This is a genomic window from Roseateles sp., assembly GCF_047654805.1.
In the GTDB taxonomy this organism is placed as follows: Bacteria; Pseudomonadota; Gammaproteobacteria; order Burkholderiales; family Burkholderiaceae_C; genus Pelomonas.
The window spans coordinates 1,070,007-1,084,114 of sequence record NZ_JASGIV010000001.1 but is presented as its reverse complement, the minus strand read 5'-3'; the positions used below and the strand labels follow the sequence as shown (position 1 = coordinate 1,084,114).

Annotated in this window: 8 protein-coding genes; 5 read left to right on the top strand and 3 right to left on the bottom strand. The window is 68.7% G+C overall.

The window, feature by feature from the left end:
• Positions 1–79: 79 nt before the first annotated feature.
• From QM732_RS04840 to QM732_RS04830, 3 genes are all read right to left on the bottom strand, one after another.
• Entirely contained in the window at positions 80–1,849 is a 1,770-nt protein-coding gene (locus tag QM732_RS04840; protein ID WP_415655058.1) for a serine/threonine protein kinase, read from the bottom strand.
• A 133-nt stretch (positions 1,850–1,982) separates the two neighbouring features.
• Positions 1,983–5,840: an ATP-dependent RNA helicase HrpA gene (gene hrpA / locus QM732_RS04835; protein WP_415655057.1), complete on the bottom strand. Its 3,858-nt coding sequence runs from the start codon at positions 5,838–5,840 to the stop codon at positions 1,983–1,985.
• 25 nt (positions 5,841–5,865) lie between these two features.
• Positions 5,866–6,258 (bottom strand): VOC family protein, encoded by a 393-nt coding sequence (locus tag QM732_RS04830; protein ID WP_415655056.1) that lies wholly within the window; start codon positions 6,256–6,258, stop codon positions 5,866–5,868.
• 84 nt (positions 6,259–6,342) lie between these two features.
• Between QM732_RS04830 and argA the strand changes: the two genes are divergently transcribed.
• The 5 genes from argA (at position 6,343) to dnaG (ending at position 14,007) form a co-directional block, all read left to right on the top strand.
• Complete coding sequence (argA, locus tag QM732_RS04825) at positions 6,343–7,686, top strand: amino-acid N-acetyltransferase (protein ID WP_415655055.1); 1,344 nt, start codon at positions 6,343–6,345, stop codon at positions 7,684–7,686.
• Positions 7,687–7,763: 77 nt separating this feature from the next.
• The gene (locus tag QM732_RS04820; protein WP_415655054.1) at positions 7,764–8,042 is read left to right on the top strand and encodes an oxidative damage protection protein; all 279 of its coding nucleotides are present in this window, start codon (positions 7,764–7,766) and stop codon (positions 8,040–8,042) included.
• A gap of 315 nt (positions 8,043–8,357) precedes the next feature.
• Positions 8,358–8,654 (top strand): H-NS family nucleoid-associated regulatory protein, encoded by a 297-nt coding sequence (locus tag QM732_RS04815; protein WP_415655053.1) that lies wholly within the window; start codon positions 8,358–8,360, stop codon positions 8,652–8,654.
• A gap of 274 nt (positions 8,655–8,928) precedes the next feature.
• Complete coding sequence (locus QM732_RS04810) at positions 8,929–12,093, top strand: putative bifunctional diguanylate cyclase/phosphodiesterase (RefSeq protein WP_415655052.1); 3,165 nt, start codon at positions 8,929–8,931, stop codon at positions 12,091–12,093.
• Positions 12,094–12,102: 9 nt separating this feature from the next.
• On the top strand, positions 12,103–14,007 hold the full coding sequence (gene dnaG, locus QM732_RS04805; RefSeq protein WP_415655051.1) for a DNA primase: 1,905 nt from the start codon (positions 12,103–12,105) through the stop codon (positions 14,005–14,007).
• The last annotated feature ends 101 nt before the right edge of the window (positions 14,008–14,108 follow it).

The window sequence follows — 14,108 nt, the reverse complement described above, 5'->3', positions numbered from 1 at the left end:
CCCCTCGTGAAGCCGGGCAGGCCCATGCGGCACCCGGCGGGGCAGCGAACGAGGTGCGCGTGGAGGCTTCATGGCCGGCTCAGGCACCGCGGGCTGGCAGCGGCTCGCGCGCTGCGCCTGCGGGCGCGGCTCCATCGGACGGCTGCGCCGTCGGGGGTGCCTTGCGTGCGCTCGGGTTGAGCGCCTCCGTGACCTCGCGCAGGCCGATGCCCAGCGCCTTGGCGTAGCGCCGAGTCGCGGACTCCAGCCCCGTGCGGCGTCGGGCCTCGGGAAGGCCGAGGGCGTCGACCAATTCGTTGGCGAGACTGCAGGTCAGGCGGATGACGTCGGCATCGCTGCGGCTCGCATGCACGGCCGCACTCAATGGCTGGCGACGGATCATCTGCACCAGCTCGTCCCCCAGGCCCCAGTGGCGGGCCACCGCGACGCCAAGGGCGTCCAGGTCGCAGCCCAGCACGGCGTAGGCCGCCGCCTGCTCGCTCATGGCAGGCGGATTGGGATGCTCCTCGGTAGGCTCGGGCGGCACCATCAACTGGCGGATCTGCTGGGCGTCGTCCGGGAAGTGGTACTGCACCATCAGGCGGCCGAGGTTCTGCATGACGGTGATGAGGTGGACCACCTCGGCGTCGTAGCCGGCCGGGCGCAGCGCCTGGGCGATCTCGGCGGCCCTGCCAACCCGCGCCATCAGCTGGCGCAGCAGCTCGGTGGCCGGCGGCAGCAGTGGACCGGGCCAGGGCTTGAGCGCATTGATGGCGTACTGCAGACCATCCAGGCCCAGCATCTGGACGGCACGCTGCATGTTCAGCACCGTCTCACCCTGATGGCCGGCCTGCTTCAGCGCGTTGTTGACGCGGCGCACCAGCTCCAGGCTGAGCGCCATGTCCTTCAGCACGAACTCCGACAGCGCGCTCGCATGCTGCGCTTCCAGGCTGGTGCCGGCCGCGAAGCGGTGCAAGCCGCCGACCGTGGTCGGCAGGTGGCCAATGCGCTGCAACTTGTCCAGCAACAGCACGATGGGGCCGCCGTCGTCGTAGGCAGCGGCCTGCCGCCAACCATCCAGGGCGCGCCAGAAGCTGCGCGCCAGGTGGTAGCGCTGGCGCAGCTGGCGATCGGTGGCACGGTTGCAGATCGCGCGCAGCGGGTCGGGGATGGGATGCGGCGTCTCCCAGCCCAGGCGCACCATTTCCTTGCCGATGGGCTGCATCTGCTGCATCACGGCCTGCAGGTCGTTCAACTCCAGCACCGGCTTGCCGCTGAGGATGCGATGCAGCAGCAGGCCCGCGCACAACACGTCTTCCTCGGCCGACTCCCGCACGGCCCGACGCGTGACGGTGCCATAGTCGACCCCGGGCGGAAAGACTTCCTGCGCCACTTCGAGGCCGATCAGGCGCACCTTGTCGGCGGCGTCGATGAGCACGTTGGAGGCCTGGATGTCGCGATGGGCGTGGCCGGCCTCGTGGGCGAAGGCCAGGCCCTCGAGCAGCTGGGCCACCCAGCCCGCGGTATCGACGGGCAGCGGCGCGGCCTGGCGGGCCAGGCGCTCGTCCAGCGTTTCGCCCAGCGCACGGTCGTACGCCACATAGGGCCAGCTCTCGACCTGACCGATCTCGAAGACCGGCGCAAGGTTGGGATGCTGCACCCGCTCACCGGCCTGGGCCATGCGCAGCCAATGCTCCAGAGCCGACGGGCTGTTGGGCTTCTCGCGCGGCATGCACAGCAACAGCTCCTGGCCCTGGCGCGGGTCGAAGACACGCCAGATCAGGCTGCGCGCGCTCTTGGACTGCAGGGCGCGCAGCTCGAAACGGCCGAAGCTTCTCAGCGGTGGGGTGGCAGGGCTGGTTTCAGGCACGGCAGACGCGGTCAGGCTGTAACAGTTGTAATCCCCGCATTGGACTCCAGCCTAGACGGGCCGAGCTTGCAGGCAGGCGTCGAAAAGCGACGGATTTCATCCCCGTCAGACGGCAATGGCCGGCTTGTGTGCATCAGCTCACGATCTGCGCCCAGACTTTGTCCAGCCGCTTCACGCTGACGGGCTGGGGGGTGCGAAGCTCCTGCGCGAACAGGCTCACGCGCAACTCCTCCAGCTGCCAGCGGAAGTCGTCCAGCCGAGCATCGCGCACACCCTTGAGCTCGGCAAGCCGGCGTGTGTAACGCTGCTCCAGTGGTTTGACCTCGCTCATCAGCTTGGTGTCGCGGGCGGCATCGGCGCGCAGCTTGTCCAGCCGGGCCGTGACAGCCTTCAAGTAGCGCGGCAGGTGCTGCAGCTGGGGCCATGGGGTATCCAGCGCGAAGCGCTTGGGGACGAGGCGCTGCAGCTGGGCGGCGACATCGTCGCCGACGTCCTTCGGCGGGCGGGCGTCCTTGAGCTTGCGGCTGGCATTGGCCAGTTCCTGCAGCACTGCATGGACGGCGCGGGCGACCTCCTGGGCAATCAGGTTGAGCCGGCTGCGGCCCTCATCGACGCGCTTCCTGAACGCGAACTGATCGGTAGGCAGCGGGTCGCCGAGGAAGGCGCGGTCCAGCGCGACGCCGATGATCTGGTCGCGCAGCTCCTCGGCCGTGCCAAGGCCCATGAACAGGACGGACATGCGCTGCAGGTCCGGGATGTTCTTCTCGAGGAACTTCAGCGGCTCCTTGAGCTGCAGCGCGACCAGCCTGCGCAGGCCTGCGCGATGCCTGGCGGCGGCAACCTCGGGCTCGTCGAAAACCTCGATCTCGACATGCACGCCCTTGTCGATCAGTGCCGGGAAGCCGATCAGTGTCTGTCCGCCTTTGCGCACCTCCAGCAGCTCGGGTAGCTCGCCGAATGTCCAGTCCGTGTAGACCTGGCTGGCGTCACGCGCGGCTGGGGCCGGCGCCTTCTTGACGACCTCGGCCCGCACGCCCTTGCCTGCCACCGATGATGGCGCGGTCTTGGGCGCCTGCGCCTCTTCCTTGCCGGGCAGTTTCAGCGCCGCCAGCGCCTGGAAGGCCGAACGTGCCTGGCCGCCCAGCTCTGCCTTCAGCGCGGCGAGCTGGCGGCCCTGGCCCAACTGGCGACCATGCTCGTCGACGACGCGGAAGTTCATGAACAGGTGCGGCGCGAGCTGCTCCAGCTTGAAGTCGTTGCGCTGCACGGCGAGTTGCGTGCGCTCTCTGACGGCCTTCAGCAGCGTATCCACCAGCCCACCCTGGCCAAAAGGGTTCAGCTCGATGAATTCGGCGACAAAGTCAGGCAGCGGTGTCAGCCGGGCGCGCGGCTTCTGGTGCAGGCTCTTCAGCAGCGCCGTCACCTTGGCCGCCAGCATTCCGGACACCAGCCACTCGGCCCGTTCCTCGCTGACCTGGTTCAGCGCGAATATGGGCACGGTGACGGTGAGGCCGTCGCGCGCGTCGCCAGGCTGATGCAGGTAGGTTGCCGCGCAGTCCACGCCGCCCAACCGGATGACCTTGGGAAAGGCCTCGCTGGTGACGCCCGCGGCCTCGTGGCGCATCAGCTCGTCCTGGCTGAGCTGCAGCAGCTTGTCGTCGGCCCTGCTGGCCTCGCGCCACCACTTCAGCAGCGTCGCTCCGCTGAACACGTGCACCGGCAACTTGTCGTCGTAGAACGCGTAGATCAGCTCGTCGTCGACCAGCACGTCCTGGCGGCGTGACTTATGCTCCAGCGCCTCGACCTTGCTGATCTGGCGGCGGTTGTGTGCGATGAACGGCAACTGGCGCACCAGGTCCTCGGGCAGCTCGTCGTCGACCAGTCCCTCGCGGATGAAGATCTCGCGCGCCGCCTTCGCGTCCACGCGGCCGAAGTTCACGCGCTTGTTGCTGTAGAGCACGATGCCGTAGAGGGTCGCCCGCTCGAGTGCCACAACCTCGGCAGCCTTCTTCTCCCAGTGCGGCTCCAACAGCTGCGTCTTGATCAGATGCCCGGCGATCGGCGGCAGCCACTGCGGCTCGATGCTGGCAAGACCGCGCCCGTACAGCCGCGAGGTGTCGACCAGCTCGGCCGCGACGATCCATCGACCCGGCTTCTTGCTCAGGTGCGCGCCGGGGTGGCGATAGAACTTGATACCGCGCGCGCCGAGGTACCAGTCCTCGTCGTCGCTCTTCTGGCCGATGTTGCCCAGCAGGCCGGCCAGCATCGACAGGTGCACCTGCTCATAGGTCGCGGCGCTGGCGTTGAGCTTCCAGCCGTGCTCGGCAACGACGGTCTGCAGCTGCGAATGCACGTCGCGCCATTCGCGCACGCGGCGCGGGCTGACGAAGTTCTCGCGCAGCAGTTGCTCATGCTTGCGGTGCGACAGCTTGTGCTCGCCCTCGCCGCCACGCGACTCACCCAGCCATTTCCACAGTTTCAGGTAGCCCATGAACTCCGACTTCTCGTCGTCGAACTTCTTGTGCTTCTCGTCGGCCGCCTGGGCCTGCTCCTGGGGGCGGTCGCGCACGTCCTGGCCGGAAAGCGCCGACGCGATGACCAGCACCTCTGTCAGGGCATGGCGCTGGCGCGCCTCCAGGATCATGCGACCCACGCGCGGGTCCAGCGGCAGGCGCGACAGCTCGCGACCCAGCGGGGTCAGCTCGTTGGCGTCGTCAGTCGCGCCCAGTTCGGCAAGCAGCTGATAGCCGTCGGCGATCGCCTTGGGCCGCGGTGCCTCCAGGAACGGGAAGCGTTCGACGTCGCCCAGGTGCAGCGACTTCATGCGCAGGATGACGCCGGCCAGGCTGCTGCGCAGGATCTCGGGATCCGTGAACTTGGGCCGTTCGTTGAATTCCTTCTCGCTGTACAGGCGCACGCAGATGCCGTTGGACACGCGGCCGCAGCGGCCGGCGCGCTGGTTGGCCGCTGCCTGGCTGATGTTCTCGACCAGCAGCTGCTCGACCTTGTTGCGGTAGCTGTAGCGCTTCACGCGCGCCAGGCCGGGGTCAATGACGTAGCGGATACCCGGCACCGTCAACGAAGTCTCCGCCACGTTGGTCGCCAGCACGATGCGGCGCGCGCCGTGCGGCTCGAAGACCTTGTTCTGGTCGGCCTCGGACAGCCGCGAGAACAGTGGCAGTATGTCCACGCCAGGCGGGTGGTGCTTGCGTAGCGCCTCGGCGGCCTCGCGGATCTCGCGCTCGCCCGGCAGGAACACCAGCACGTCGCCGCCGCCCTCGCGCCACAGCTCGTCGACGGCGTCGGTGATCGCGTTGTTCAGGTCGTACTCGCGGCTCTCCTCGAACGGGCGGTAACGCTGCTCGACCGGGAACAGGCGCCCCGACACCATCAGCACCGGCGCCGGCCCCTTGCTGGATGCGAAGTGCTGCGCGAAGCGGTCCGCATCGATGGTGGCCGATGTGACGACGATCTTCAGGTCCGGCCGGCGCGGCAGCAGCTCGCGCAAATAGCCCAGCAGGAAGTCGATGTTGAGGCTGCGCTCATGGGCCTCGTCGATGATCAGCGTGTCGTAGGCCTTCAGGAGCGGGTCGCTCTGCGTCTCGGCCAGCAGGATGCCGTCCGTCATCAGCTTGACCGATGCGCCCTTGGTGAGGCGGTCCTGGAAGCGCACCTTGTAGCCGACCACGTCGCCCAGCGGCGTCTTCAGCTCCTCGGCGATGCGCTTGGCGACGCTGCTGGCGGCGATGCGGCGCGGCTGCGTGTGGCCGATGAGCCCGCCACCGTTGGCCCGCCCGCGGCCCATCGCCAGCGCAATCTTGGGCAGTTGCGTGGTCTTGCCGGAGCCGGTCTCTCCGCAGACGATGACGACCTGATGCTCGGCCATCGCCTGCATGATTTCCTCCCGTCGGGAAGAAACCGGCAGCGATTCGGGAAATGAAATGGAAAGAGCCGGTTGAGGCAACCGGCTCTCGGGTCGTTCGGAACTCATTGGGGCGGGATTGTCCCGCACCCGCTTACTCCGTGCGAGGGAAGTAGCTGATCACCTGGATCACGGCACCCTGCGGATCCTGCAACACGGCCATGCGGCCGATGGTCGGGATGTCAAAAGGCCCAGCACAGACCGTCGCACCGAGGCCCCTGGCCTTCTCGACCGTGGCGTCGCAGGATTCGACGGTGACGTAGGCTCCCCACAGGGCCGGGCCGGGCTGCTGCTGCTTCATGATGCCGCCCACCGCGACGTCGCCGACCTTGACGACCTGGTAGTCGCCCTCGCCCAGGTTCATCGTGTCGAAGCCCCAGCCGAGCAGCGCGCCGTAGAACGCGCAGGCGGCCTTGGGATCAGGTGTGGACAACTCATTCCAGCTGAAGGCGCCGGGGGTCATGTAGACGTCTTGATAGTCCTTCATCGCGGTCTCCGGAGGGTGGAGCGGCCATGCTCCGCGCCGAACATGACAGCGTCAAGTGCAGCGGACAGGCTCCACAATTCGGAAATGACAGGCCTCGTCTTCCCTCACACCTTCGTGCCCTGGTTTCGCGCCGTGGCGCCCTACATCCACGCCTACCGCGGCGAGACCTTCGTCGTCGGCATGCCGGGCGAACTGGTCGCGGCCGGCAAGCTGAACGCCTTCGTTCAGGACCTGGCCATCCTGCACGCCATGGGCATCAAGATCGTCCTGGTGCACGGCTTTCGCCCGCAGGTCAACGAGCAACTGGCCGCCAAGGGCCAGACGCCACGCTACAGCCATGGCCGACGCATCACCGACGCCGTGGCACTGGACTGCGCCCAGGAGGCCGCCGGCCAGTTGCGCTTCGAGATCGAAGCCGCTTTCAGCCAGGGTCTGCCCAATACGCCCATGGCCAATGCCACGGTGCGGGTCGTGTCCGGCAACTTCCTCACTGCCCGGCCGGTCGGCATCGTCGATGGTGTCGACTTCCAGCATTCGGGCCTGGTCCGCAAGGTCGACGGCGCGGCCATCCAGCGCGCCATCGACATCGGCGCCATCGTGCTGCTGTCGCCCTTCGGCTTCTCGCCCACGGGTGAGGCCTTCAACCTATCCATGGAAGACGTGGCCACGTCCGCGGCCATCGCGCTGCAGGCCGACAAGCTGCTGTTCGTCTGCGAAGTACCGGGCGTCCGCGAGGACCCGAGCGATCCCGACAGCCCCATAGATACCGAATTGGCGCTGGCAGACGCCGACCGCATGCTCGCCAAGGCCGGCCCGACGCCCGAACCGACCGACGTGGCTTTCTATCTGCGCCATTGCGCCGAAGCCTGCCGCGCCGGCGTGGAGCGCACGCACATCATCCCGTTCGCCATCGATGGCGCACTGCTGCAGGAGGTCTACACCCATGACGGCATCGGCACCATGGTCGTCGACGAGAAGCTGGAGAGCCTGCGCGAGGCGACCTCGGACGACGTGGCCGGCATCATCAAGCTCATCGAGCCCTTCGAGCGCGATGGCACGCTGGTCAAGCGCAGCCGGACCGAGATAGAGCGCGACGCCGAGCTCTACACCGTCATCGAACACGACGGTGTCATCTTCGGCTGCGCGGCCCTCTACCCCTATGTTGAGGCCCGCACGGCCGAGATGGCGGCGCTGACGGTGTCCAACGAAGTGCAGGGCCAGGGCGATGGCGACCGGCTGCTCAAGCGCATCGAGCAGCGCGCCAAGGCAATGGGTCTGGACAGCATTTTCGTGCTGACCACGCGCACCATGCACTGGTTCATCAAGCGCGGTTTCCAGCAGGTCGACCCGGAGTGGCTGCCCGAGGAACGCAAGCGCAAATACAACTGGGATCGCCGCTCCCTGGTGCTGGTCAAACGATTCAACTAAGCCCCGCAAGGCTTGCCCAAACGGCCCGCACGCTAAAGTGCCGGCCGTTTTCCCTTTTCGTGCCTCAGGAGTCCACCATGCCTCGCGTCGTTCAATGCGCCTATCTCAAGAAGGAAGCCGAAGGGCTGGACTTCCCGCCCTACCCCGTGCATACGGAACTCGGCAAGCGAGTTTGGGAAAACGTCAGCAAGGAGGCCTGGGCCGCCTGGATGAAGCACCAGACCATGCTCGTCAATGAAAACCGCCTCAACCTCGCGGACCTGCGTGCACGCCAATACCTGATGCGCCAGGCGGACCAATTCTTCTTCGGCAGTGGCGCCGAGCAGGTCGCCGGCTACGTGCCCCCGTCGAACTGACCCGACTATTTCTCGTCCGTGCTGCCGTGGCATTCGTCACGGCAAATAAGACTGGCTCACATGTCCCCCACGGCTCCATGGGGTATCTGACAATAGGCTGTCTGCAGCGGCTGGCGGCCCAATCTCCGACCATGGGGTTTTCCGCATCGAATTGAAACCCGTTGCGCCAGACCAAAGAAAACTCTTGCCTGAATCCCCGGTCCGCGATTTAATTCGTCGGCGGAGATAATTGCCGGGCCACGTGCCCCGCTCCTCCGAGGCCCCGATGCCGGTCATCGGGCGTCTCACCGGTCAAATCGCAAGAGGAATAGCAGCATGTCCAATCTCAAGGAACTCCTGGCCCAACGCGCGGCGCTTGATGAGCAGATCAGCCAAACCAAGGAGCGCGAACGCAGCGAAGCCGTTGCCAAGGTCAAATCCCTGATGAGCGAATATGGCCTGACGGTGGCCGACCTCAGCATGCGCACACCCAAGCCAGCCAAGGTCTCCAAGGTTGCCGCCAAATATCGCAATCAAGCCACCGGTGAAACCTGGAGCGGCCGTGGCCTGCAGCCCAAATGGCTGAAAGCCGCCGTGGCCGGCGGCGCGAAGCTGACCGATTTCGCGGTCTGAAGCATCCACGCCTGAAAGGCAAAACCGGCGCCGCCTGCCGCGGCGCCCCCTACGTTCAGGGCCATCTACGGGATGGCCCTTTTCTTTTGCAATGGGCGCGCGCCTAAACTGCGCCATGCCCTTCGTCACACGGTCTGCCGCCTCGATTCCCGGGCTCCCCCCGGGATCACGGCAACCGCTGCGTGACGCAATTCGGCCAATGGCCGCCCCCTCCCATCCCGCCACGGGCGACGCGCAAGCCCTGCCGTCGCCGGACCGGACCGGGGCCTGACCGATGCACCTGCACTCCGGCGCGCCGGATTCTTCCGCACTTGGGCCGGAGGCCGACCTGAGCGTGCAGGCCCCGCCCTCCACCACCCTGCCGCCCGGCCCCCGCCGCATCCGCAACCGCCGCAGTTGGCGCCGGATGCGCCGCGTCAGCCTCGCCGCGTTGGCCGGCCTGGGCGGCGGCCTCGTCACTGCCTGGGACCTGGCCGGCAGCGCTCTGCCGCCAGTACTTCGCCTGCCCCAGCCCGCCGGCGCGACGCCGGCCCAGGACCTGCTGATCCCCATGCTGCTGGCCGCGCTCGGTCTGCTGGCGCTGTGGCGGCTCAGCGCATGGGTGCTGCCCCTGGTGATGGCCGGCCTGATGCTGGGCGCCGGCCTGCCACTGTTCTTCAAGGCACCGCCCGACCCTGGGGTCGCGCTGGATCTGCTGATCTCCGCGCCCGTGCTCAGCGCGCTCGCCCTGCCGCTGCTGGCACTCGTGCTGAATCGAGCACTGCTGCGCAGGCTGCGCCTGACCGGCAGGCTGGCCGGCTGGCGCGAGATCGGGCTGTTCGGTCTCCTCTCCGGCCTGGCCGCCCCGGGGCTGGCCGGACTGCTCACGCTGGGCGCCCTGCTGGCCGCCGGCCTTTCGGCGGGTGCCGCCGGCGGCGGCGCGCTGGAGTTGGCTGCCGCCTGGGCGCTTGCGCTGCTGAGTGCAGGAACCGTGCTCCAGGCCAGCAGCCAGCGGCCACGCCGCGGCAGCCGCCGGCTGGGCTACGGGCTCGCGGTCGCCGCCATCGCGGCACAGACAGCGCTGGCCTGGCTCCCACAGGCCGGCCCTCTGCTATTGCTGCCGCACCTGCTGCTGTGCCTGCATGCGCTGCAGGCGGCGCCACGCGCCAATGCGGCCCTGGGCGTCATCCTGCTCGTCCTGTGGGGCCTTTGCGCGCCACCCACGCTGGCAGCCTATGCGATCGGGGCGGCCCTGGCCCTGCTGCCGCTGCTCATCGTGGGCCTGAACCAGCAGCAACTGCGCGACCGCGACGGTTGGCGTAGTGCCCTGGACGCCCAGGGCTTGGCGCTGGCCGAGTGGAGGCTGCCCGAAGGGCGGCGCCATGCCTCGGCCCGCTGGGCGGCGCTGACGACGCCGGTAGGCGGGGCTGCGGCGGGGAGCGCGCCGCTGGACTGGGTTCGCCTGGCCCACCCGCGGGACCGCGAGCCCGTGCGCCGGGCGCTGCGCGAGCTGCTGACCGATCCGCAACGCAAGCACCTCGGCCTGTCGCTGCGGCTGGCCGCCGATGGCGGCGACTGGCGCTGGCACGAGCTGCAGGCCCATGTGCCGCTACGGGATCACCGCGGCCGCCCGCGCGGCCTCATCGCGACGCTGGCCGACATCAGCTGGCGCCACACGGCCGAGGAGCGCGAACGCCTGTCGGCCACGCTGTTCCAGCAGGCCGGTGAAGGCCTGGCCATCATCGACATGCACTGGCGCATCGTCGAGGCCAACCCAGCCTACTGCGACATCCTGCATGCCTCTCGCGAGGCCCTGGTCGGCCGGCCGGCCGCGCCGCTGAGCGTGGCCAATCTGCAGCGCAGCGGCTACGAGCCCGCCGAGCTGCAGGCCGAGCTCAATGCCGGCCTGAGCTGGAGCGGCCAGCTGCAGGCCGAGCTGGAGGACGGTGGCCGCCACGTCTTCGCCGTCAGACTCAGCCCCGTGCCGGAACCGGAAGGGGTGGATCCGCGCTGGCGGCTGCTCAGCGTGAACGACCTGGGCGAGAGCCTGCGCCAGCAGGACCTGCTGCGCCGCAGCCTGCGCTACGACGTCGCCACTGGCCTGCCCAACCGTGACGAATTCATGCGCCTGCTGCCACAGGCTCTGGCTGCCGCCAACCGCGATGGCTTCAAGCTGGTCGTCGGCGTCATCGACCTGGACGATTTCGGCCGAGTCAATGCCGAGCATGGCCAGTTGGTCGCCGACGCCGTGCTGTTGCAGCTCAGCGGCCGGCTGCAGGCCACGCTGCGCGGCTCCCGCGGCGCGGCACCGGACACCGCCGACCAGCTCGCCCGCCTGCACGGCGATGAGTTCGCGGTACTGATGCGCGCGCAGACGCCGGAGGAGGCCCAGCGCGGCATCGACCGGCTGCTGGCCGTGCTGTCTACGCCCGTCGCGGTCCGCGAGAGCCGCGTCGGCAACGGGCTGGCGGTGGAGATCAGCGCCAGCCTTGGCGCTACCCTCTACCCGCAGGACGACGCCGATCCCGAGACCCTGCTGCGCCACGCCGGCCATGCGCTCTACCGGGCCAAGCATGCCGGACGCGGTGGCGTGCAGTTCCACGATCCCACACTGGACCAGCGCGACGAGGCTGGCCTGATCGCGCTGGCCCGGCTGCAGAGGGCACTGGACAGCGATGAGCTGTTGCTTCACTACCAGCCCCAGATCGACCTGCGCACCGGCCAGGTCATGGGCGTCGAGGCCTTGCTGCGCTGGCAACACCCCGAGCGCGGCCTGCTTGCGCCGGCACACTTCCTGCCGCTGATCGAAACCACCGGCCTGGCCGTGCAGATCGGCGACTGGGTCATAGAGAAGGCGCTTGCGCAGACGGCGGCCTGGGCACGCGCCGGCGTCAACGGCGGCAAGGGCCTGCCGGTCAGCGTCAACGTGGGCGCCCGCCAACTGGGCCGCCACGACTTCCCTCAGCGCCTGCAGGAACTCATCCAGCGCCAGCCGCCCCAGGTCGCCCAGCTGCTGCACCTGGACGTGCTGGAGACCGATGCGCTGGCCGAGACGGCCGCCACCCAGGCGTTGATCCAGCGCTGCCTGAGCCTGGGCGTGGGCATCGCGCTGGACGACTTCGGCGCCGGCTATTCGCGGCTGGGCTCGCTCAAGCGCCTGCCAGTCGACACCCTCAAGCTCCACCGCAGCTATGTGCAGGGCATGCTGGGCGACGCCCAGGACCTGTCCCTCGTGGAGAGCGTCATCGGGCTGGCCCGCAACATCGGCTGCACGGTGCTGGCCAAGGGCGTGGAGAGCCGTGCCCACGCACGCGAGCTGCTGCGCCTGGGCTGCCGCCTCGGCCAGGGCAACGGCATAGCCGCCGCCATGCATCCCATGGCGTTGCCGGGCTGGATGGAGGCGTTCGCCAACAGCGACTGGGCCGGACAGCTGCGCAGCGCGTCCCAGGCCCCTCTCTAAAATCCCGGGGTGATTCCCCAAGGCTTCATCCAGGATCTGCTGTCCCGCGTCGATATCGTCGACGTGGTGGGTCGCCACGTGGACCTGAAGAAGGCCGGCATCAACCACAAGGGCCTATGCCCCTTCCACGGCGAGAAGTCACCCAGCTTCATCGTCAGCCCCAGCCGCCAGACCTACCACTGCTTCGGCTGTGGCGTGCACGGCAATGCCATCGGCTTCCTGATGGAGCACACGGCCGCGAGCTTCGTCGAAGCAGTGGAAGACCTGGCCCAGCAGGTGGGCATGGTGGTGCCGCAGGACGAGCGCAGCCCCGAGCAACGCGAGCGCGCCAAGGCCGAGAGGGCCAGGCAGCAAAGCCTGACTGACGTGCTGGCGCGCGCCACCGAGTTCTACAAAGCGCAGCTGCGCAAGGCCCCCCGCGCCGTGGCCTACCTGAAGGGCCGCGGCCTGACAGGCCAGATCGCTGCCCGTTTCGGCCTGGGCTACGCCCCTGAGGGCTGGCGCTCGCTGGCCAGCGGCTTCCCCTCATATGACGACCCGCAGCTCGTGGAGTCTGGCCTGGTGATCACTCCCGACGTCGGGCCTGGCGAGGATGCCAAGCGCTACGACCGCTTCCGCGACCGCGTCATGTTCCCCATCCGCAACGTGCAGGGCGAAGTCATCGGCTTCGGCGGCCGCGTACTGGACAAGGGCGAGCCCAAGTACCTGAACTCGCCCGAGACGCCGGTCTTCCACAAGGGCCGCGAGCTGTACGGCCTGTACGAGGGCCGCCAGGCCATGCGCCAGCGCGGCTATGCCCTGGTCGTCGAGGGCTACATGGACGTCGTCGCCCTGGCCCAGTACGGCATCGCCAACGCCGTCGCCACGCTGGGCACGGCCTGCACGGCCGATCATGTGCACAAACTGTTCCGGCACACGGACATGGTCGTCTTCAGCTTCGACGGCGACGCTGCAGGCCGTCGCGCCGCCGTCCGGGCGCTGGAAGCCGCCCTGCCCCACGCGACGGAAACCCACACCGTCAAGTTCCTGTTCCTCCCCCCCGAGCACGATCCCGACTCCTACGTCCGCGAACTCGGCGCCGAGGCCTTCGAGCGCTGCGTGGAGACGGCCGTGCCGCTGTCGCGCCAGCTCAGCCAGGTCGCCTCAGACGGGTGCGACCTTGGCACCCCAGAGGGCCGTGCGCGCATGCTCAACCAGGCCCGACCGCTGTGGAGCCTGCTGCCCGAAGGCCTGCTGCGACGCCAGTTGCTCGGCGAGCTGGCCCGGCAGGGCCAGATGCCCGAGACCGAGCTGCAGGCGCTGTGGCTGGGGGAGGCGGCCGCGGCGCCGCCTGCGGCCGCCGCCGCACCGGCCGCACCGGCCGAGAAGCCGCGCTGGCAGCCCAAGGCCGAATGGAAAGGCAAAGGCGACTGGAAAGGCAAGGGGGACTGGAAGCGCAAGGGCCGCGACGAGGAGGCCCCGCCGGCCGGGCCGCGGGCTGCGCCGTCAACCCCGATGGACAACGCCGTCCGGCTGCTGCTCCAGCACAGCGAGCTGTGGGAGACGCTCGCGGACGAGGACCGCACCCTGCTCCATGACCTTGCAGGCATGCACGGCGCCCTGATCCAATGGCTGGAACGTCAGTTGACCCACCACGGCCCCACTGCCTGGGCGGCGATCCAGGCAGGGCTGGTGGCCGACGGTTTCGGCGAGGCCGTGGGCCGCCTGACCGGCCACATCCAGGCGCTGGGCATCGAGGAATCCGACCCCGCCGGCGACCTGGCACGCGCCGTCACCGAGCTGCGCTCGCGCGCCTCGACGCCCCTGCCCGGCGGCGGCGGCGCCACCGACGAAGAGCGCCGCCGCGCGCTTGAGGCGCTCGCGCGCATGCGGGAGCGCCATGGGATTGCGCCACCCAAACCGTCTGATCTTTGACCTTGCGTTGAAATTGGACGATAATCTCTCGTTTTCCGCGCGCGTCAACAAGAGTGACGGCAGAGAGATGCCGGACCCCGGCCACCCAGCGACACTGGGCA